The organism is Desulfosporosinus sp. BICA1-9 (genome assembly GCF_000802135.1).
The window spans coordinates 12,863-34,403 of record NZ_JUEE01000125.1 but is presented as its reverse complement, the minus strand read 5'-3'; the positions used below and the strand labels follow the sequence as shown (position 1 = coordinate 34,403).

Sequence of the window (21,541 nt, the reverse complement as noted above, 5' to 3'; positions counted from 1 at the left end):
GAGGTGAGCATCGGGAAAGATGGTACATTTAAGTTGTTTCAATTCCTTATAGGCAGGCTACGGACCGGTAGTGATGGCAGAAAGATATTTGGGTTAGACAGTTTCAATTCCTTATAGGCAGGCTACGGACGTCAAAAAGAAGTTTAATCAAGTATGAATTTGTTAAAAGTTTCAATTCCTTATAGGCAGGCTACGGACAGCGGCCCCCTTGCCACAGGGAGCCACCGAAGAAAGTTTCAATTCCTTATAGGCAGGCTACGGACTGTTGCATCTCTTAGATTGTCGTGAAACCCTACTTCAAGTTTCAATTCCTTATAGGCAGGCTACGGACGGAACAATACTTAACTGAACTAGGATTCAATACAGAGTTTCAATTCCTTATAGGCAGGCTACGGACGGAGAAACCATTAGAGCAAGATCACTTTTTGGCATGTTTCAATTCCTTATAGGCAGGCTACGGACATTATTTTTGAGACGCTAGGAATCTATGTTATTGCTGGTTTCAATTCCTTATAGGCAGGCTACGGACGAAGCGGCCCCCTTGCCACAGGGAGCCACCGAAGAAAGTTTCAATTCCTTATAGGCAGGCTACGGACGATAGAGCTTGATTAAGAAACACTGAGTAATTCACAGTTTCAATTCCTTATAGGCAGGCTACGGACCTGGGACAGCGGCATTTAACCTTGGAGTCAAAAGATTAGTTTCAATTCCTTATAGGCAGGCTACGGACGAAGAAGATAGTTAAGGGGGTAATCTCCATAGTAATGAGTTTCAATTCCTTATAGGCAGGCTACGGACTCATGTGTTTTCCTCCTTTTTATTTTGTGTTGACGGTTTCAATTCCTTATAGGCAGGCTACGGACGTAAAAGAGTACGAGATTAAGAACGGTTGGAAATAGTTTCAATTCCTTATAGGCAGGCTACGGACCTTGTTTACTTACGTGATGCGCAACTACATTATCTCTGGTTTCAATTCCTTATAGGCAGGCTACGGACCCGTGTTGATTAGTCATGATTTTCCTCCTTCGTTGGTTTCAATTCCTTATAGGCAGGCTACGGACTGAATAATTAAAGGTTGTTGCCGGGAATTTTTCAGGTTTCAATTCCTTATAGGCAGGCTACGGACGAGAGATTTTAGCGAATTAGAAAAGGCTATTCCCGAGTTTCAATTCCTTATAGGCAGGCTACGGACAAGCCTGAGCCTGTTCGAGGGTTTCTTCCATGCGAATGGTTTCAATTCCTTATAGGCAGGCTACGGACGAGCCATCAGAGTAATGCAAATATCTGCATGAGTCCGAGTTTCAATTCCTTATAGGCAGGCTACGGACGGAGCGGAAATATCATATCTTCCGCAATCTCCTTGCAGTTTCAATTCCTTATAGGCAGGCTACGGACCATGCAGGAGCATTGGTCCATCGTAGCTGTTAAATTGTTTCAATTCCTTATAGGCAGGCTACGGACGGTTGCAGGAAAAAGCAGAAAAGCAAAAGTGCACAGGTTTCAATTCCTTATAGGCAGGCTACGGACTAGCAGCCACACGGCAATGATAGCAATCAAGAGGAAGTTTCAATTCCTTATAGGCAGGCTACGGACACCAGCAGCGGTTTCAAAGTTCATTGCAATTTTACGGGTTTCAATTCCTTATAGGCAGGCTACGGACCCATTTTTGGCCCAAAAATAATGAGTTTCCCGGGACCAACAAATATAGTTTAACAACCCCATAACTGGGAAACCGCATAGGTAGGACTTATCACTGTCGTCGATCTCCAAGGGTTTTTACTTTATTGTACATCGACGACATCACAAAGAATGCGGTTCCTTACCCTTTCTCTAAATAATAAGCTCTTCTCCACCTTTACGCAAGCCCATAATTTCTCGATCCGTATACTTAGTCGTACGAGATGTGTAGATAATCACTGAATCATGGTCAGACTCAATAATTCGTTCCAATTCCATTTTTAATTTCTTCAGATTGCTTTCACTGATATCTCCCTCTAAAACCGAATTTTGTACCCAGTTTAAATACTTTCGGCAACGTTTAAGCACTTTATTAACGCGCTTTTCTCCGACATCGTATACTACGATCACAAACATAGCGTTTCCTCCGTTTTAACACTTAGCCATTTTCAATTACCACTGAGTAACAAAAGGCTCATAATCTTTTTCCCCCATTAAATGCTTCTCCAGCTTATACAGTTCTAAGCGCAATAATCGTCGGTAAGAAACGGGTGATCCAATCTCTCTGTGATTAATCGTTGTCTTTAACCGATTTTCCAGCTCCTCAACAAACACCCTCCGACCTTGTTCTTTGAGTATTAACCCACCCCCCTCTTTTTTGAAATCCTTCTTACTGATCATTTTCTTGCCAATCACAGAAAAAATGACGCGATCCACAATGATCGGCTTAAAGATTTCCGCTACATCTAAATTGAGTGTAAACCGTCTAAAATTTGTCGTATGCAAATAACCAATACGTGGATCAAGATGGGTCCGATAAATTTCACTAAGGACTGTAGAATACATGATCGTATTGCCAAAACTAATCAATGTGTTGATCTCGTTTTTTGGAGGCCTCCTAGAACGACCATCGAAGATAAAGTCTTCTTGCCCATGGATCGCGTCAAACGCCCGATAATATTGGTCCCGAATATTCCCTTCGATGGCCATAAGTACAGATATATCTGCTGATGAGCTAATTTTTTCTGCCAATCTTTCGATCTCACTCAGTTGCTCCCCAACATCTTTACTACGATTGGCATAATATTTTAGGACCTGGCGAATATTGCGCTCGGCCCCAGTCACAAACTGTCGGGCAATGTGCAGTCGGGATTCCGGTTTAAGATAATGCTCCGCTTGTCGCAGGATCATATAACCCGAGTTATAGTGTTCTCTAGGATAAAACGTGCCTGTGTAATACCCGTAATGATTATAGTAATGGATTATAATTTCCTTCTGCGTACAAAACTCCAAAAAGCGCTTATTCAGGTCAACCTCACCAAAAACCATCAGTTCCGACGTGTCCTCCACCGGAATAAATTTACGATCCCCTTCTTCACTCTCAAAGAAGATGGTGTTATCTTTGCGGTGCAATTGTCCATTTGAAAAAATATAGAGCGTTTTTTTCAAAGGTTTCCCCTCGATTCTATCTAAAATAACTCTTGTTACGCCCAGCAGAATTCTTTATAAGCACAATTTCTACATAAGGGAATTTTCCGAAGAAGTGGAGGAGTATCTTGCTGTGCGATACTCTCAATTTCCAACGCCGCCACATCCAATTCATGTTCCAGCTCTGGCGTCAACTCAACTTCTTCTTTCCGTTTCTCTTTAGGAAATAACAATTCTCCTTTCGCGTCAATTCCTCGGTCTTTTAGTTCTCTAAGATAAAAGGCCAGTTGCATGCGTGCACTTTGAAGGTATTTGGAACTTTTCTTCACTTCTCCGATGACCAATTTGTCCCTGTCTTGACGCACAATGTCCAGTTTGATATGTCCGATCGATATCTCCTTTTGCTTATCTCGATTATAAGTGTTCTCATGAATAAACCGCCCTAAATCCATATTGCCATCATCTTGATCAGCATTAATCTGATGCACCATTAACCATACCTCACGCGGACAGCAATAATAATACCAGATAAGGGTTCCCGTTAAGTTAAATTCGTTCTCACTAAGCACTTCAACCCTCCTCTCCTCAAGTAGCTATCCAATACAACGATCAAGACACCATCATAATATCATCGTTTTTCCTTCAACATTTAAGCCACCTGCTGGTGCATAATATCCTGATCTTAGAATCCATAGCTCTCCAGGGTGTTCATTGGCAATCTGCCGTGGGCTAAACCCCGGTTTAGCAAAAACATGAATGGAAACCATCGCAATCCGTCCTGCTAAAGCCCGCCTCGCTTCGCGCCGCTCCCACCGATCCTCCACCTGACTTGCTTGAGTCAGATCCTCTAACAATTCGGGATCTTCCTCACTCACGAGGAACGTAAACTGTTGCCGTTCTTTTCCTCGCAATAGTTCTCTGACCGGGTCATCCTCCAACCAACGCATATACCTTTCCAAATGCTCTTTGCCCGTATCCTTCTTTTTAGATAGTTCAGCAAAATAGCGTTCTGCTAACAACAATACATTTTCTTCTTGAACTTCGTCTTTATCTTGGAGTAGAGAGCGCGTCACTTGTAAATGAATCGCATCATAGATCATCTCAGAGTAGCGACGCTCATTCTCATTAACAATATCAAAAATTTCCACGGTTCCACGCGAACCTTTCCCTTCCCGATTACAGCGGCCGGCTATTTGAATCAAACTATCGAGAGGAGCAAAATCGCGTAGGACTAAGTCTAGATCAATATCCACCCCGGCTTCAATGGACTGGGTCGAGACCACAATACACGGGTACCCTTTTTTAATCTCATCCACAATAACGAGTCGATCTTTAGGGGTCACATCGGCACTAATAAAGAAGAGCTTCATTCCTTCTTCAACGTCAATCCAGCTCTCCTTGATTTCCTGCCAAACCTTTCGGGCACTCCCCCGCGTATTCAAGGTGATCAAAACCCGTTTGTGTTCACTGATCCAATCAGGCAGACGCTCTACCATCAATTCACAGAAGGCGTCCAAGCTTATCGTTTCTTCCAAGCTAAATACCAGCTTGTACCTAGCAAAAGCAGAGAAATACGCCGGATAGTCTTTTACTAAAGGAGTGTGCTGGGAAACAAACGAAGGCAGAGTTGCCGACATCAAGAGCAGTTTGCTGCTCCCTAGACTCATTAAGCCCTGAAACACTCGATCAAGAGGTTGCCAGAGTTGGCAGGGCAATGATTGTACTTCATCCATAATAATCAGCGCATCACAAAGATGATGGAAACGCATTTGGTAGCGAGCCTTCGGATCCATTAAACTCATCAGAAACTGATCGTAGGTCGTTATAATTAGTTCACTTCGCCAAGTGTCCACGAAAAATCGTTCATCTTTCACTTCCATGTCCTGAGCATAGCTCCGATCCGATAAAGAGTGACTGGTCAAGAGCCAACGACCATCCTTCTCGACTCCTCCGATGGCTAATAGTTTGGCATACTCTTTGGCGGTTTGATCAATCACCGATAGAAATGGCAGTACGACAATAATCTTCGGTGGATTTTCTGCTCTTCTGCGGATTTTCTCCTGCATTTTAAGTGCCCAGGTCGCTGCCAATAACGTCTTACCACATCCTGTAGGAGCCGTTAAGCTAAAAATGCGGTCTTCAAATTTTCCCTCAATCGAAAGCTTAACCTCCTCCCTCATTTTTCTACGCAATTGATTGGTCAGTGACTCCAGGTCCTGAGGCAGATCCTTTTCCTTATTCTGATCCTCAAAGTTTCTAATCCGCTGTTCAACCCATTGCGCATCCCACTGTTGAATCTCTCGTTTAAGATAGTTTTCCGGATTTGAGACAGCCAGCAGAGCCTTGTCCGCCTCTAGTAGCATGGAGAATAACAGTTGAATCTTTAAACGATAAGCCACTGCTTCCTCTTCAGTCAGCTTTTGGACAGTTTTAATTAATACCTCATTCATATAACGTTTCATCTTTATAACATAACTTGCAGGGTCATCACGAATCCGCTCCCAATCCTTGGTCACGGGAAGGCCCGTTTGACGTTCCAACTCGACAAAGTCCAAGTTAGTTAGTTGCTTCTTAAGCACCCTGACACTCTCTCCACCGGCAAAGTTATTTATGTCCCGATCGGAGCAGGATACTGCTCCGATCTTGCGTTCTGGGATTGTCGGTAGGGCGGTATGATGACCCCGAACCACCGCGCCTAAGCAGAGGGCATCGAGTGCATTCCATCCGTCTCCTTGAGTTAAGAGTAGCGTCAAAAACAACGAAAGAGAAGTATGAGCCTTTTCTTTGGGATCCCCTCGATAATGCTGAGGATCCTGAATAAAGGTTTGGAAGGCCGCCGAACCTTTACCAAGATCATGAAATTTTGCTAGCTTCGGTAACCACTCGGTTACGACCTCCCTGACTTCTTGAGAATGCCACTGAAGAAGGGCCTTCAACCCACTCTCGACTTGTTCAATATGTTCATGAAGCTCTAAATGTGGATGGGAATGAATCACCGCACTCATAAAAACAAAATCACCTTCCCAGCCACTTCATACCCTTCCGATGTAAGAACAGGAATTGGGGAGCCATCCCTTTCTAGAATATATCCCTCATGTGTGAATACCCGCTCTGGAGTGACTGATCTCGGCATCCGGAGTAGATGCAAGGCAAGGTTCCGTTCTAATACTTTGGGAACCTGAATTTCTCCATGCCCTTGCCGAATTACCGAAGATACCTCATAACACCCACTTGGCAAGGGTTTAGCCGTCTCACTTCCTAAATACTGTAGATCTGCCATCATCTCAGAAAGCCCTAAGGAAGGCTGATAATACCACTGTCGCTCTCTTACCCGCCTCTCAAGCTCCTCATGATAGGGCTCTGGCAAGGATACCCAAAGGGTATAACTAGGATTAAGCAGCCACTCCTGCGCAATCAACGTTGCTCGTTCCGGCTTCGTGGTTTTTTCCTCTGATTGAGATCGTTTAACCACCTGAGGTAGTAACTCGGGAGGGTCCTTACGAAGTTTAGCTTTATGCCAAAATCCTTGGGGAACTTTCCCTGCTAAGGCAACTTGAAACGGTTCTAATACAACCTGAGGGCTGTCCTTCTGCAGACCAAGCACCGCTCCAATCAACCCAAGAATAACGGTGCGTGGTGGAATGGGATAGCTCAAAGCGCTAGCTCCCGCTTCCGCTCGCAAAAAATGAGCAAATCGTCCTCTTAATTGGAAAGAAATTAATTCAGTCACTTGCCTCAACGTCCTTTGGGGAGATCTTCAATAGCAAGTTCCTCCCAATATTCCGGCAACGGATCGGTCAAACCTATATCCTTAGAAATTGCATAGCGCACGGTGGAAATCCGACCCTTCTGTTCATTAATTCTAGTCACAAGTTTGCCGAGATCGAGTTGATAATCATCTGGCGAAGACCACTCTTTTTCTTCTTTTTCCGCCGTCGCTAAGAGTTTCACATAATCGTGCAAACGCCCGAACTGAAATTCCTCTCCAGGTTGATAGTCGATGCTCAGGATTAGACGGGGGATTTGTCCAACCTTGGTACGTGTATTACCAGCACTCCTTACTCCGTGCCAAAGAGATTTTAATAAAAGCTCATAGTCTTCATCGCTCAGACGAGAAAGCTCTGCGGAATGTTCATTGGCAAACCCCGAAAAGCCAATCAACGCATAACGCAGTCCGTAATAAGAGGTGAAGGTTCCTTGGCTCTTGCTTTCATCACTCCCAAAGACAGACGTGCCATGAATATCGACGCTCTCCGCTCGGTGTAGAACCTCTCCCATATTTAGTTGCACCGCACCCGTTAACGTTTTTGGCACAGGTTTGGCTTTCCATGTTTGATCTTTTCCTTTATCATCTTTGAATTTCTCTTCTTTAAAGGCTAAAGAACTTCCAAATAACCGAGCATCTATAAAGGCATCTAACAGTACCTTGACCAGCTCTTGTCCATCGACCTTCTCCTTGCCATTATTGGCCAAGTAATGTACGACCCGACCGGTGAGATTCGTGGTACGCCCCTCAATATTGTCCACGAGAATTTCATACTTGCGACTTTTTAAGAAGTCTCGGCTAAAGCGCTTTAAGCGAACATCTGTCACATAGTACGTTCCATCTGGTAACACCCGCGGTCGGTTTTCATCAGGGTCCCCATTAGGGTTTCCCATTTTAATATCATAGAGAAACAAGAATTCGCGCCGTCCGCTCAGAGTTTTGATTTGATCAGACATGATTTAACCTCCTATACCTCTTTTGATTTCGACGGTAAAATGCTTTCCGTCATCGATTGACCTAAGAGCAAAAAATAGTTAGTGCCCACTTCATCTAGTTTAATTCGATCACCTAAACGAATTCCGAGTTGCCCCAACTCTTGAATTAGCATGCGTATATCTGGGCTCTTCTCTGACTCATAAGACAAGAGCTTTTCACGGATCTTAATATACAGTTCCGGAAGATCCTTGCCTTTCAGAGTAAGTCGTTTGAGCCAAGTCAAAGCGTTCGCACCTACATTCACGCCTCTCGCCCCTTGGACTTGAAGCAACTTACCGTAGAGTACGCCTAAGAGAAAAGCATAGGATTTTTCTGGAGAATCAATCCCACTTTCCGGACCAAAATAAGGCTTCAAAGCCTCCATAGCAGGTTCATAAGGTTGTTTGTTCATTGGAAGTACACCCACCTCTTTGCTTCTAAAATAATTGAGATACCAATTAAAATGTTTAATCCAAGCTGCAGCGGAGATCTCATTGCCGTTTTTGTCCGCCGATTCGTATAACAAACTCCGATAGCCATCCTTATTAGCTACTGCCTCAGCGACATAACTCCTTGCCGTGGTTAACGCTTCATCCCAAAATCGGTTCTCTGCTATTGATGTGCCATGATAAACCCCTTCCGCCAAGAGCCGCTTAAGCTGAAACAACTGTTTACTGGCATTGGCATCTTTAACCTTTTTACCGCCCGGGCGTAAAAACAAGGGGTTAAGAGCGGATAGAGCCAATTGTGGTTTGAAGTTAAACCGTCCACTCCAGAGAGGCTTCTTGGGAAAAAGCGGACTTACCCACTCTTGGGTTGAGTCATTAAACTGAGAGAGCTGTCGTAATCGACTCGGAAGGACTTGCGTGATCAAACCAGTGACGTTTTCAAGATTCTGGCCAACATCTGCCCAGAGAACGGTCAAATTCAGAATACCCTCTGAGTCCTTCAGTGAATCAAGTAACCCCTTCTCATCCTCCTCCACATCCTCTTTAAATCCTTGGATATACTCTTGTACATCATGCAAACAGTTTTGCCGCACCTCTAAAGGGAGTCCCGGAAAAAACTCTGGGATAACTAAAGCATTTTCTCCTGCAACCTTCGCTCCAAATGGTTGCCCCTTTTTTTCAGGCCCCCCTTTCTTCAAAACATGAAATTTAAAGACGTAGAGAAGATCAGAACACGAGGCACAAAGCGCATATCCCTTCCAGGCCTGTGCTGCATCGATTCCAGGAAAAACTCCAATCCGATCTGTATTTAAAAGATTAACCCCTGCACCTTTAAGTGCATTAGGAAAGACCGTGACAGCATCTTGTCCACATAACGGACAACGCGCTTCTTCCTCGGCGGGCGATCCTCCAGTCACATAACGTTCCCCCGCCAACTTTGCCTTTAAAAGATAATCTGTGTAAACCAACTGTTCACCCGGGAGTTTGTCCTGAGCATCTCTAATTGTTAGAAACACTGTGTTCTTCTGTGGTCCAATGCCTTCAACTACACAAGCTAGCATTGAAGAAAAGCCTTCTTTTTCCCAATCCATGACTAGCCCATCAGCCAGTCTAAGCTTTGGTCTTTCCAAGATCCCCAGTATTTCTTTGAAATAATCAGACCATGGTTTTTGCGCTTCAGATACCTCCCGAAAATATTTAACAGTTGTTGCGAGAATCTTTTCACTTGGACCACTGCCTTCTTTAGCATAGGTTCTTTTGATCACTGGTCCAACAGCAGGACTCTGTGACCCCGATGGTTTCATAAAAGGCAGTTTATAAGCAGGGCACCCGCCACTCTCCTCCTTCCCTTGTACGACATCTTCCACAGTTAATTTTGCTGTATCAGCGGATTCCCGTTCCAAAATATAGACCTTGTCCACCTTACCACTGTCCTCAACCAGATAGGGAAATAATTGGCCTAGTGAATTCAGTCTGAGATTTTGATACCAAGCCTCCGAATTCTCTGGCATATCTCCCTGATTTAAGTTTTCTAGAAGATAATCCAATGCCAACTCGCGCATTGATGCGATCATCCCATCACTTCCTTTTAGCAGACTTCCTGTCTTACTTAATGACTGACTCTGACAATCGTTATCCCTTCCCCATCACCTCAAACATCCGCACCCTTGAGAATTTCTCTTTCCTAATTCCTGCATCTATTTCAACCTCATAATTACAGCCCCCCTTATGTAGTCCATTATCTCAACCTGCTTAAAGTTTACAGTATTAGCTAGACATTTTTCTGTTATGATTAACTAATTTCTCATTACATCAAATATTAAACCTTTCTTCTAACCTTTGCATAATACCAACTTCACTCTTTTACACGCATAAAAATGCGTATAATTCTTCCCTCAATAGTTTACACGCATTATTGATACGTGTTATAATAATACTTGCAAGGAGGTCGCGGAGTTGGGTAAGCAAATAACAGTAAGAAAAGTCCTGCAAAAACTGAAAGAAGAAGGATTTGTTAAATCCCCAAACCACGGTAAAAGCACAAGCCATCAACGCTACTCACACAAAACCGACCCTACCAGATACGCTGATCTAGCTTTTCACCACAGCGGTCAAGTAATCCCAAAAGGAACGCTAAATAGTATTGAACAAACATCAGGAATAAAATTCTAGCCACTGGTGTAAATAAATACAAAAAATATTAAGGAGTTGATTACAGGTGTCCAATCATTTAATTTATCCAATAGTTGTTGAAAAATCTGGCGATGGAGGCCTGGGTATGTATTTCCCCGATTTCCCAGGAACTGCGATCTTGAGTATTGATATTGCGGATGGTATTCGAAAGGCAAAAGAAATGCTCGTAGATCTCGTTTTAGAAAAAGAAGAACAAGTCCAGCCACTGCCCATTCCTTCTGCTCCTGAAAATATCTCCTTACTCGATGCAAATGACCGTATTGTATTTGTGGAGATTTACATGCCACCATATCGCAACGAAGCTGCAAATAAGGCTGTAACTAAAAATTGCACCTTGCCTAAATGGTTACGTGATGTTGGTGAAGAAGCAGGCCTGAATTTCTCGCAACTTCTTCAAGCGTCAATCAAGGATGCACTTGGGATTAAGTCAATTGAAAAGCAACCTTGAATTAATATAACAATTTTTAAAAAGCAGCCTAATCAGCTGCTTTTTTACTTATCATTTATCAAGTATAATTCCTATTCTCCGCATCATATGGCCAAACTTCGGAAATCTTTAACTCTCTTCGAACAACCCGTTAAATAAATCTCACACCAATCACTTAGCTCATCCATCCATTTTCACAGTTGACACAATTATTAGTTCCATCATCCCTGAGTACCCTTTGATGATTCCTCCTCGTATACTCCAAAAATGTGCAACTTTGGATAGTTAAGCATTGTGAATTTGAAGTATAAATGAAACTCAATTGTAAACTTCTTAGCAATATTATTGGGAAAGCATCCAAAACCTAATCTTGATCACCGCTTGCTATTTTCAAAAGCACCTTGCCTCAAAACTATTTTCAGAATTCAAAATTCCCTCTTCTTTTGTATAAGGTATTTCATAAATCGGCAGACTCATGGGATTGGATACTGCTTTAAGCTCTCGCAAATGAGATCCCCCAACTGATACTTCATATAATCTAATCAATGAATATTTCTTTTTTCCCCACAAGTCCACAACTTCCCCATAAAACTTTTGTGGAATAACCGTAATTTTTAGATAATTATCAAAATTGCGGGTAGCTGTTTGTTCATTTACTGGCAGATCAAAGATAAACCCTTGGGAATTTACAGCGGTGGCTATTTCTGCATAGAGTCGGTATCCTTTTTGGAATTCGTCATTGTCCGGCCCTAATTTAGTTCCTTCATAAACATTTTCTAGTAACCGGGCCAATTCATCTTCTCTAAGTTTTTTTTGGTTTTCTCTAACAATATCAGCCGTTTTTTTAAGGACCGCATCCGCACTTTTATAAACATATTCTAGTGCCGTTTCCGAAGCCGGAAATACAATAAAGAAGTACTCGCCTTCCCTTCCGTAGCGGTTACATCTCCCTGCCCTTTGAATTAAACTATCCAGAGGAGCGCATTCGCTGTACATCACATCAAAGCTGATATCAAGGGAAACTTCAATAGCCTGTGTGGCAATGACCAAATCGTAATTTATAGGACGACCTTTATCGTCCTTGTCCAATAAAGCGTCCTCTTTCTCCTGACGGTCCTTCATAATAAACTGGCTATGATAACAAAGCACCTTTTCTTTGTCAATAAATTTGACCCACTGACGATAGGCTTCTTGTGCCGCTTGGACAGTATTGAATACAATTGCTACTTTCTTTCCCTGCTGTAGGAAATGCCGAATTTCTCCTATCATTTCATCAATTGTATCTTCTCTGTATTTCCATTGACATTTTTTTCTGCCCATTAATTCTTCGGCAACAACTGGTGCCGGTACATCCAAAAGCTTTAGAAAATGCTCCCGCAGAAAGGTTGGCATGGTTGCACTCATCAGACATACTGAACCGCCAAGCAGCTTAATTTTTTCAATCGCCGCAGTAATAAGGCCTAGCGTGTAAAACTGGTAAGCATGAACTTCGTCGAATATAACCCTACTGCCCACCAAGGCCCATTCTTTTTGACACCAAGCCCCGATATTGAACCCACTGGTTAACACCTGATCTACCGTTGCCACCATCACCGGGGCCATGAAAGCTCGATAGCGGATTAATTCCCAGCGTAAATCCTGCGAAGTATTATCCTGCTCCCCGTCATTTTGCTGGGCAAAATAAGTATCCGCTCCCGAATGAATTAAGCCGCATTCCTTATCCTGAAAATAGTTATTACTCATGCGTCTATACAGGCTGTTTGAAGTCACCATAGTTGGCATCAAAAAAATAATTTTCGCTGGTTCTCCATTCGTTGCCCAGAGCAAAGCTGCTTCTGTTTTACCTGAACCTGTGGGGGCAATTGCCAATAGATTACCTTGAGTTTTTTCACATATAAGGTGGAACAGGCGTTTTTCAAAAACCAGCCCATCTTGTTCCACCTTGACTTGTATTTTTCCCCACAAAATAGAACTTGACATTTGATGATTAATTGGCAATCTTTTATCTTTATCTTTTTCAGAAGCCAACCAGTCACAATCCATCAACAATCCTTTAATTAAAGCGTAAACCAGCCTAATCTCTTGCCTTTCCTCAGCAGGAATTTTCTTCAGGTTTGTTTCTTCTAACCTTTGTCTGAGTGCTCGGAACAAGGTTGAAGGCCATTGGGAAAGTGTAAATATCTTTGTAAGCAAGAAAGTATCAAAAGAGCAAACCAAACCATTTTGAGCAGCAACCTCAAGTACCCGTTTAATCTCCTCCGCCTGCAGTCCAGGTGACTCTTTACGGGACATTTCCCTCTCAAAACTGTGCCAATCCACTTGCAGAGTTTTATGGTGACCTAACACGGCCAGCAGTTCACAAGGGATCAACGTTGCTTCTGTTTGAAGTCGCTCCTGTTCCATTACAAATAGAAACAGCGCTGATGCCAGTTCATGCCGAAAATTCAGGGAACGATCGGTTGGCTGATATGCCACCAATCGCTGCATTTGCTGTTGAAAGGTCGGAAGAAGTTTCCCTGCGTCATGAAATAAGATTGCTTTTTCTGTCTGTTCCTTAAAATCCTCAAGTGACATCCCAATGGAACTGCAAAAGTAGGCAAGCGCATTTTGTCGACTTTGAAATGATTCTTGCCAAAGTTTGTGGCATTCCGTAACGTGATAAATATAGCTTCCTTTTTCCCCGGTATCGGGTTTAGCATATTCTGTCCGCATGTCCATCATCCGTTTCCCAAAGAAAATAAAGGGATGGTCTCCTGACCAAAAGAATAAGCAGGACAGGGATTTTTTAAGTTGTGAAACTTGGCTAGAAAAGTAAAAGTCTGATATTCCGAACCTTTGCGCTCACCATCTGCGCCAAAGACAAAGCGGACCGGTAATTTTTTGACCATGGGTAAGGCTAAAAAAACCGTAACCTTTTCTTTCTCAATCAATTCCCAGTTAAACGCATAATTATCTGATTGGTCTCCGGGAACTAACCTGTAGCTAAGGTCAGTTGAACCTCCCGCAATTTTTCTGACTCTGTCAATAGACGATACCTCTTTTAGCAAAGCAATATCATCGCTGGTGCCTAAAGTTAGGGCCCAGGCAGGAGAGTGGAAAGCTTGCTGCAAAGACTCCATAACTCTCCGTTCTTGGCTGCCATAATAAAGCCGATACGCCGGACGGAACAAAAACTCTCTCTTTAGAATATCGCTTCGTAATTCTTTGGATACAATCTTTTGGTATTTCCAAAGATCCAGTCCTTTACCCGCCGATTTTTTTCTCTCCTTAACACTAATATCCTGGACACCTACTCCGATATTATTCTCAAGGAAATACTCCCAAACCTGTTGAAACGGAAACCCTAAGGCTGCTCCGGCAATACCTATGATCGTCGAGACGGGAGGCATGGGCAGGGTTGCATGATAAAGCTGTCCACCCGGATCGCGGAATGAAGCCGTTTCCGCTAAAAGTATAACAGAGAAACCGTAACCGTCCATCATTCTGCTCTCCTCACCATTTTAATATATACCATCCAACCAGGCTTTCATCTTGCCAAAGGCTTCGCCCATGGTCAGTGCCTGCATAGTATCCTCAGGGAAAAAACCTTTACGCTCTCCAATAACGGTTTCTTTAATTACGTTGGAAAAATCTTTAATGGTAGATTCAATTAGTCCAATTTTTACTATTCCTTGTGCATCCACATCAAGGCATTCTAAAAATATTGGATTTTTTACCGCCATAAGTCCTGCGCATATAAATTTAGGAGAAATATCGGCTAAGAAACGGCTTTGTCTTCCTACTCCCCAAAGGTTTTGAATCGCGTCCAATAGGACACCTACCCGGCGCTTCTTTTCAGCAGCTTCTAAATCTAACTTGTACGTAGAAGCATCTGCTACCCCGATTCTGTCGAGTTCGATCAGAATGGTTCCCCGATATATGCCGGAATGAATTTCACTTTCAAATATATTCGGATTTCCACCAGCTTTAACACCCATATAATTGGTGGCAAAATCAAGTTCGCCACGATACTCTTCTAAAGAAATTAAAGGGGATACCCGTACTGGACTGGTACGTTTGATGGTTTCTTTGTCAGCCTGCATAAAACCAAATAAATCGTCATCAATATATTCTTGTGGTTTGCATTGAGTAGAAGTGGCACCTTTGTCCTGTTTTGCCTCCGTAGATTCCGATAGTTTTTCTCCTAAAACGGCCAATTGTTCACGCAAATCCCGACGGATCGCCTGCGAAGATTTATAGGGATATTCTTTACCATCCGCCGCTTGGATTTTTTTTATACTGGAAATGTTGTCTGCTTCTTTGTCCGAACCGTTCAAAGATGCATAGGAAGCTTTCGTTAAATACGTAATAGTTAAACATTTAGCTTGCATAAGATTACTCTCCTTTATCTTCTTGGTTTTCGTCTCTCGTCTCTTCATCATCTTTTTTGCCTTTTGATCGTTTGAAATTATTATAAGTATTCAAAGCCCCCAATAGGCAGTAAGATTTAAAATCGTCAAAAGTTACTTTTTCTAATATCCCTCCCAAGATCTGATTGGAAACGACAATATTGTAACGGAACTGGATTCTGTTCAGTTGTTCTAAAAAATCTGTGACAGTGCGGGTTTTACGCAAAGTGAATAAATCCCCTTTTACCCTGTCAAAATTACTGCCTGAAATATCCTTAGCAATATCTCTGGCAGAAAGAACAATCTGCCTACCCAAATTAACCGCTACATCAACTTGGTCTTGAGTCATCCCGATCCCCTCCTTTATTTTTAACTGATAACTTTGAGTAAAATTTAATAAATTTCCGAGAAAAGGAAAATCATCTTTCAAGGATTTTCTAAAAGCAAAAGACTCCATCTGCTGAAGAATGTCCTTTTTCTGAAGAACCCTTTGCAAAATACGGTTTCGCCAAAGATTATTACTAATATCAAATGCTTTCCCTTCGTTAGGCAGATATAGGTCTCGGAAAACTTTGAATAAAAATTTATGATCTTGAGCAAACTCTTCATGAAACGAATGTAATAAACGGAAAGCATAAGCAGTTTCTGAATAAGCAATAATTTCTTTTATCATAAATGTTTGTCCTTTATACCCAATCACTAACAAGTATATCTGTAGAGGTGTTTCAATTACCGGCTTAATACATAACATCGTCAGTTCCTCAGCAGATTGAGCATGCTCTTCTGCTTCTATCCGCAAAGATTCATACGAATCATGAAAAAACGCCCAAAGAAATTCATAAGGTAATTTAGCATAATAAAGCAACCGATTATCGCTTTTTGTGGTTCCAATATTAGACAAATGATTTTCTTCATCGAATTGGCGTACATTTGCTTGAGCGTTAAGAAACATATGACTATTGATCAACTTTTCTGCATGACTTGTCGTCATTTGTAAAATGAATAGATTTTCTGGTTTCCTATCTTTTATCCTTTGTTTGTAATAAGCAGCCTCTACAGCAAATTTGCTCAAAAATTGACATTCCCAACAAATTTTATCCGGCTTTTTCCCTTCGGAATTAAAAGATAATGTCGCGGTTGGGCTTGCAAACAATAGAAATGAAGGTTGAGATACTTCACTACATATATTCTCTTGGCCACAAATACAGCAAGTTGTTCTTGTACCTTTGTTAGGAAACAACTGGATTATTGGATGGCACACCGGGGAATCATAAAGTAAACGTTTTTTCGCACCCCAAAGCGTCTTTTGATTTTCAAGTAAGAAAGTATCCACTCTTTCCTGCATTTTCATGGATAATTTTGCATATTCTTCATTTTCCGCTCGATAACTACTTCCCTTCGTAAACAGGCCAGGAATAGGGGTGGGACTGCGGCGTGGAATTAGACCGAATTGGTTAGTATTTTTATCATAAATCACAAGCTCGTTTGCTTCGCGTTGTTTTCTTGTCGACACATTCCAATATCTGTTGGCCAATTCTTCGTAACAACTGTCCAAAAAATCTTTTAGCGTCTGCTGAGATGGCGCTTGAAAAATTAATTCTTGCATATTAACGGAATAGTGAATGGAATGATATTGAGAATTGCTATCCTTTAGTTGTCCCGCTATATTGTACAGTCCAATAATGCCAGAATCGATCCACCAATGATGTCTTAAGGGGAAGGTATGTTCATAAACCAGTTTCTCTTCCACTTGATAACCTCCTCTCTTATTATGATATAATGTGGTACAAATAAATGCAAGATGTTATGGAAATATTTTTCAAATTGCTTATAACTGTCATATGAATTATAATAAGTAATCAATGTTGCCAAAGTTTAGTTTGCCTATTAGGATTTGAAACTGATAAAATGTTGTAAATTTTAGCTTGCCTATAAGGATTTTAAGGAAATTTACTAAGACCTTGAGCAAAGTCAAAAATACCTTACGAAATGTACGTAGAGGTGTTTTTGACTTTGTTGTCTTATCCCCTCCCCATCACCTCCAAACATCCGCACCCTTGTGCATTCTTACTTCCCAGGCCTGCATCTATGGCAACTTGAAGCAACTCAGGCGGCCCAGATAGTTCCATCATCCCCGAGTATCCTTTGATGATCCCCCCCTTATACTCCAAAATGTGCATCTTTGGATTATTGAGCATATGAAGGTTAACGCTCCTTCGCTCACCTTCTAGATGATCACTGGCGTTGTTCATGGGATAGGAGCTTGCGCTTTCATCCTTTTTCTCGGCTTGATTCCAAGTTCTGATCCCTTCCCATTTCTTCTGGAGATTTTCAGCCACAATGCGCCTAAACTCCGGTTCTCCGGGCTGCAGATAGACTGTATATTTGCTCCCGTCTCCACGAAACATAGTGCTATAGGCTACAACAGGTGAGAGTGTGCGTACACGAATAGTCTCGCTCAGCACATTCGGATGTGAGACTTGAATCCCAGTAATCTCCGCACTAATCCCGCCGATTCTTAACGCCAACTGTTTTAGCAGTCCCCCTGCGATAGAGCCTAGAATATCGTCTATCGGTGAGGAGACAATCCAATTGGCTCCTTCAGGGAAACGGATATACTTTTTATCCTTAGATAGCTCATAACGTCCCAATAGCTTTGAAAATGTAAAGAGACGAAAAATCCGTCCATCTCCTTCAAAACCCTGGGTATGGACCTGATCTGCAATATTTCCTTCCATCACATGATAAATCGCGCTTTGAAGCCAATAGTGATAATGAATTGGAAACCCTTCTGTTGGTGAAAACTTTAAGCATATATTCAACCTCATATTTCTGCCCCCTTATGAAGTACCATTTTCTCAACTTACTTTAAGCTTACAGGATAAGTTAGACAATTTTCTGTTTCACTAGCAAATTTCCCATTTTATTAAATATTTAACATTTCTACTATTTCTCATAAAATCCTTTATTTTTCTTTATTTAACTGCAAAGGGTGCTCAAAATAGGTCTTAGAATTAGAAAATAGGTCCCCGCACATAATGTGCAAGGACCTATTTTCTTATCCACATAAAATAATTGTTTAATAATATTTGGGACATGTTGTAATGAATCAGTGCACCATAGAGTACTCAACTTCTCAGTTCTATCTTGCAATTCCTATGGAGATATTAATAGTCTTGTATAAGAGCCGTTGCTTCATCTAAATGAGCGACAGCGAAAATTCGATTTGTTAAACGGCTGAGCACATCCAAGTCTGTTATCGTGCGGACTCTCCCTTGAAGCTCTTGTGACTCTGCACCAAAACGTACTTCGAGATATTGACAAATTGCCTCGGCCTTGCCTTTTGCCTCTCCAATGACTAACCCTTCTTCTCGACCTTCTTCTTTGGCAGTTTCTAATATCCCCAATTCCTGCCCCAAGTAGGCAAGATAATCGTCATATCCCCGTCGCTCTTCCTCGCTCATCATTAGATAATCCAGTTTTCTGGCCGCCAGCAGTATTCCCGGTGACTTAAAGTCCTCGCGTATTGCACCATGCTTGAAGAAATATACCCATTCGTCAATAGCCTCGTTTATCATATCTTCAAATTTTTCAACATAAATCATGTAGTATTCCGGAAAGACATTTTTGCTGATAACGACAGGTGTTTCTTTCTGTTTCGCTTTTGATTCATGCAGAATAAGCGGTTTTTTCGTATGCAACCCGATCAATTCTGTTGTACCATAATAGATAAAATCCGTGTTCTCTTTTTCATCCACTCGCATGGTATGATAGAGAATACTGATAGATATAACTTTCACAACTTCGCTATAACCCTTCCCCAGCTCCAAACCTTCCACGACTGCCTTTGACGTACCCCAAAGCAAGCGTTGAAGGTAATCTGCCTCCCGTTGATTTTGTATTTCAATGATTATTTGTTTCCCTTGTGAATCCTTGCATTTTAAGTCAACCCGGTTAAATTTTCGATTTTCAGCTTCCCGGTTACTTTCGCTTTCCAAAACATCTTCTATAACGATTATTTCTTTCAGCAAATTGGAAATAAACGCTTCCAGAACATCAAAATTAGCCTTATTTCGCAGTATATATTTTATCGCCCAGTCAAAGCGGATAAGTTTTTTTATAGCCAAAACTTTTCATTCCTTTCCTATATCATTAACGCTGTATCATTTAAACCTCTGGTAACTTCACTTAACTTGGCATCCTATCGTATATCCTTATTGTACCAGTTTATGGGGTTTACGTCACGCTATTTACTTTGCTCTTTTTTCTGCCTGTTTTTCTTTTACACGTCACACAGCTATTGCAAACTAGGCAACCGCGTCCAATTCCTCGTAGGTAGGCTACAGGCATAGAAAAAAGCCCACATTATGCGTGGACTTATTTTGGGTTTCAATTCCTTATAGGCAGGCTACCGTGCTACGTAATAGCCAAATGTATCATAAATATCGTATAGATATACCTCCCGGATTGAAACATCGCTTCTGCCGTATCAATATCATAGTTAGCTTGGTTAATCCACGCAGCTTCTTCAAGCGTCAATCAAGGATGCCCTTGGGATTAAGTCAATTGAAAAACAACCTTAAACACAATAATTATTTTCAGAAAGCAGCTTAATTCACCAATTACAGTTGGTTTGGTAACTGAGCAAAAAGTTCTGACCAGCTGGTTTTCGTATTAAACTGCTTTTCTATGGCAACAGTATAATCCCATACAAGTTTGCTGAACGAATTAAATTCCTCTCGTTGAATAGGATCTGAGCCATGAGCCAAAAAACTTCCGTTTCTATGCTTTATCTGAGCAAGAATTTTTTTCTTGAATTCTCTAAAAACAGCACCAGATCCTTTGATATCTAAATTCTCCAGTAGATCAATCGTCTTCATTAATCCCAAATTAACTGTCCCCGAGTTACCTTTCTGCATTTCATCGGTATTAAGATTTTCTTCTTTTGATAAATCAAATACACTCAAACCATAAATCGTCTGTAAATGATCTGGCAATGCACGCCAATTGAGATTCCCTGATGATAATGGTGGACTATGATGCGTCAAAGTGATCTGACCAACTAATTCCGTAGCCCGATATAATCTTGAAACAGCATCATCGTATCGTTGTTGCATTGCGCGACGCTGAGCATTATAAATTAAGTCATAGACCAAAGCAAAGCCAACTTTTTCGGCCGCTTGTCCCAGCTTATCTACTCGTTTAAATTGCTCTGTTTCAGAAATGATCTCTTTTAACACCCTAATAGACTTATGAAACTTCTTAGCGTGAATGTTCAACTGAGTTAAAGCAATTTCATATTGAAAACTATCCCAATTATTAAATCCCCTACATGACGTTGTCCAATACGTGATTACGTCCTGCTGTTCACTTCCAACCTGAAGAAAACTCAGCTCATTCGCTAAAAGATATGCCGCTGCGTAGTCATACTGGAGAAAAAGCTTTTCCATATTAGCAAGCTTGCGCTGAAACTCAATGTTACTTAGGTCCATCCGTCTAATTCTTTCAGTTCCCGGCGTCACCCCGATTAGATCATTTTTCTCCCCGGAAACAATTCCGATTTCAAACTCCCCATGATCCAGCATGGCCGCAACGATCCCCGCACACATGCTTTTTGTGCCACCTGTATAGTCAATATATCCTCTTACTTCTGGAAAATTGCTTTGACAAAGATTCAAAGTTTTCCTGGCTCCCATGTAACAGTCATTAAAATCATCCTGATCGACAATACTGCCGATTGCGTACTGATCAGCTTTTAAGTTAAGCTCAGCCACCACACTCCGATATGATCGATTATTTCTCTTATCTGTAAGGACTGTTCCTACTCCATCAACACAATTTTTGGAACCTTCGGAGCAAATAAAATAAACAAAATCAGGCTTGTGTTGCGTAATTGAAAAAATAAGGGGTTCGATGCTTGAGCCTACCGTCATCACCAGTACTTTTTTCATTCCGCACCCCCTAAAATATTTTAATTTAAGACTAAAAGAAGGTAAGATTTGCTTTTAATCGGTAGTCCCCTATCCTCACTTGCTAGTCCCAAATTTTCCTTCGATTGGTTACTAAACCAAAGTTTCTTTCCCCCATTACCTTTTTCACCAAGATGTTCAACCTCAAACAAAAAGTCCAATCTAGACCTGGTCTGCGATCTCCCCTTCCATCGCATGATAAATTACGCTTTGAAGCCAATGGATATTATTACAAACAATATTCTTCTTAAAAGTTTTGAAACCCTTTA

17 protein-coding genes and 1 CRISPR repeat array are annotated in these 21,541 nt (G+C 41.6%); of the genes, 2 read left to right on the top strand and 15 right to left on the bottom strand.

Annotated features, from left to right (window positions below):
• Positions 1-35: 35 nt before the first annotated feature.
• A CRISPR array of direct repeats spans positions 36-1,660; the repeat unit is 30 nt; unit sequence GTTTCAATTCCTTATAGGCAGGCTACGGAC.
• A gap of 170 nt (positions 1,661-1,830) precedes the next feature.
• Genes cas2 through JL57_RS14940 form a run of 7 tightly spaced genes read right to left on the bottom strand, consistent with a single transcriptional unit; the run spans position 1,831 to position 9,869 of the window.
• On the bottom strand, positions 1,831-2,094 hold the full coding sequence (gene cas2, locus JL57_RS14970; protein WP_034142828.1) for a CRISPR-associated endonuclease Cas2: 264 nt from the start codon (positions 2,092-2,094) through the stop codon (positions 1,831-1,833).
• Positions 2,095-2,130: 36 nt separating this feature from the next.
• Positions 2,131-3,126, bottom strand: a complete 996-nt coding sequence (gene cas1b, locus JL57_RS14965) for a type I-B CRISPR-associated endonuclease Cas1b (RefSeq protein ID WP_034142827.1) — start codon at positions 3,124-3,126, stop codon at positions 2,131-2,133.
• 35 nt (positions 3,127-3,161) lie between these two features.
• Positions 3,162-3,674, bottom strand: coding sequence for a CRISPR-associated protein Cas4 (gene cas4 / locus JL57_RS14960; protein WP_034142826.1), 513 nt, complete (start codon positions 3,672-3,674; stop codon positions 3,162-3,164).
• 51 nt (positions 3,675-3,725) lie between these two features.
• Positions 3,726-6,110: a CRISPR-associated helicase/endonuclease Cas3 gene (locus JL57_RS14955; RefSeq protein WP_034142825.1), complete on the bottom strand. Its 2,385-nt coding sequence runs from the start codon at positions 6,108-6,110 to the stop codon at positions 3,726-3,728.
• Positions 6,107-6,835 (bottom strand): CRISPR-associated protein Cas5, encoded by a 729-nt coding sequence (gene cas5, locus JL57_RS14950; protein ID WP_034142833.1) that lies wholly within the window; start codon positions 6,833-6,835, stop codon positions 6,107-6,109. Before cas5 (JL57_RS14950) ends, JL57_RS14955 begins: the two co-directional genes overlap by 4 nt.
• 5 nt (positions 6,836-6,840) lie before the next feature.
• The gene (gene cas7b, locus JL57_RS14945) at positions 6,841-7,827 is read right to left on the bottom strand and encodes a type I-B CRISPR-associated protein Cas7/Csh2 (protein ID WP_034142824.1); all 987 of its coding nucleotides are present in this window, start codon (positions 7,825-7,827) and stop codon (positions 6,841-6,843) included.
• Between the two features lie 11 nt (positions 7,828-7,838).
• Positions 7,839-9,869 (bottom strand): TM1802 family CRISPR-associated protein, encoded by a 2,031-nt coding sequence (locus JL57_RS14940; protein WP_034142823.1) that lies wholly within the window; start codon positions 9,867-9,869, stop codon positions 7,839-7,841.
• A gap of 382 nt (positions 9,870-10,251) precedes the next feature.
• Between JL57_RS14940 and JL57_RS14935 the strand changes: the two genes are divergently transcribed.
• Together JL57_RS14935 and JL57_RS14930 are read left to right on the top strand one after the other, a co-directional pair.
• Entirely contained in the window at positions 10,252-10,467 is a 216-nt protein-coding gene (locus tag JL57_RS14935; protein ID WP_034142822.1) for a type II toxin-antitoxin system HicA family toxin, read from the top strand.
• Between the two features lie 46 nt (positions 10,468-10,513).
• Entirely contained in the window at positions 10,514-10,936 is a 423-nt protein-coding gene (locus JL57_RS14930) for a type II toxin-antitoxin system HicB family antitoxin (protein WP_034142821.1), read from the top strand.
• Positions 10,937-11,305: 369 nt separating this feature from the next.
• On the opposite strand, the gene JL57_RS14925 is transcribed toward JL57_RS14930, so the two are convergent.
• From JL57_RS14925 to JL57_RS14895, 8 genes are all read right to left on the bottom strand, one after another.
• Positions 11,306-13,627, bottom strand: coding sequence for a CRISPR-associated helicase/endonuclease Cas3 (locus JL57_RS14925; protein WP_034142832.1), 2,322 nt, complete (start codon positions 13,625-13,627; stop codon positions 11,306-11,308).
• 5 nt (positions 13,628-13,632) lie between these two features.
• Positions 13,633-14,397, bottom strand: coding sequence for a CRISPR-associated protein Cas5 (cas5, locus tag JL57_RS14920; RefSeq protein WP_291300128.1), 765 nt, complete (start codon positions 14,395-14,397; stop codon positions 13,633-13,635).
• Positions 14,398-14,415: 18 nt separating this feature from the next.
• Positions 14,416-15,285, bottom strand: coding sequence for a type I-B CRISPR-associated protein Cas7/Cst2/DevR (cas7i, locus tag JL57_RS14915; RefSeq protein ID WP_034142820.1), 870 nt, complete (start codon positions 15,283-15,285; stop codon positions 14,416-14,418).
• 4 nt (positions 15,286-15,289) lie between these two features.
• Complete coding sequence (locus JL57_RS14910) at positions 15,290-17,053, bottom strand: hypothetical protein (RefSeq protein WP_034142819.1); 1,764 nt, start codon at positions 17,051-17,053, stop codon at positions 15,290-15,292.
• A 271-nt stretch (positions 17,054-17,324) separates the two neighbouring features.
• Entirely contained in the window at positions 17,325-18,131 is an 807-nt protein-coding gene (gene cas6 / locus JL57_RS14905) for a CRISPR-associated endoribonuclease Cas6 (RefSeq protein ID WP_045691191.1), read from the bottom strand.
• A gap of 339 nt (positions 18,132-18,470) precedes the next feature.
• A complete protein-coding gene (locus JL57_RS14900) occupies positions 18,471-19,430 on the bottom strand; it encodes a PD-(D/E)XK nuclease family transposase (RefSeq protein ID WP_291300127.1) in 960 nt (319 codons plus the stop codon).
• A gap of 289 nt (positions 19,431-19,719) precedes the next feature.
• Entirely contained in the window at positions 19,720-19,842 is a 123-nt protein-coding gene (locus JL57_RS36445; protein ID WP_366557034.1) for a HEPN domain-containing protein, read from the bottom strand.
• Between the two features lie 83 nt (positions 19,843-19,925).
• Positions 19,926-21,254, bottom strand: a complete 1,329-nt coding sequence (locus tag JL57_RS14895) for a TIGR02710 family CRISPR-associated CARF protein (protein ID WP_034142818.1) — start codon at positions 21,252-21,254, stop codon at positions 19,926-19,928.
• Between the last annotated feature and the right edge of the window lie 287 nt (positions 21,255-21,541).

What these genes read in the sequence shown, in the direction of transcription:
- cas2 (WP_034142828.1), bottom strand. Translation starts at nt 2,094, where the DNA reads ATGTTTGTGATCGTAGTATACGATGTCGGAGAAAAGCGCGTTAATAAA.
- JL57_RS14955 (WP_034142825.1), bottom strand. Translation starts at nt 6,110, where the DNA reads ATGAGTGCGGTGATTCATTCCCATCCACATTTAGAGCTTCATGAACAT.
- cas7b (WP_034142824.1), bottom strand. Translation starts at nt 7,827, where the DNA reads ATGTCTGATCAAATCAAAACTCTGAGCGGACGGCGCGAATTCTTGTTT.
- JL57_RS14940 (WP_034142823.1), bottom strand. Translation starts at nt 9,869, where the DNA reads ATGATCGCATCAATGCGCGAGTTGGCATTGGATTATCTTCTAGAAAAC.
- JL57_RS14925 (WP_034142832.1), bottom strand. Translation starts at nt 13,627, where the DNA reads ATGCGGACAGAATATGCTAAACCCGATACCGGGGAAAAAGGAAGCTAT.
- cas5 (WP_291300128.1), bottom strand. Translation starts at nt 14,397, where the DNA reads ATGATGGACGGTTACGGTTTCTCTGTTATACTTTTAGCGGAAACGGCT.
- cas7i (WP_034142820.1), bottom strand. Translation starts at nt 15,285, where the DNA reads ATGCAAGCTAAATGTTTAACTATTACGTATTTAACGAAAGCTTCCTAT.
- cas6 (WP_045691191.1), bottom strand. Translation starts at nt 18,131, where the DNA reads ATGAGGTTGAATATATGCTTAAAGTTTTCACCAACAGAAGGGTTTCCA.
- JL57_RS14895 (WP_034142818.1), bottom strand. Translation starts at nt 21,254, where the DNA reads ATGAAAAAAGTACTGGTGATGACGGTAGGCTCAAGCATCGAACCCCTT.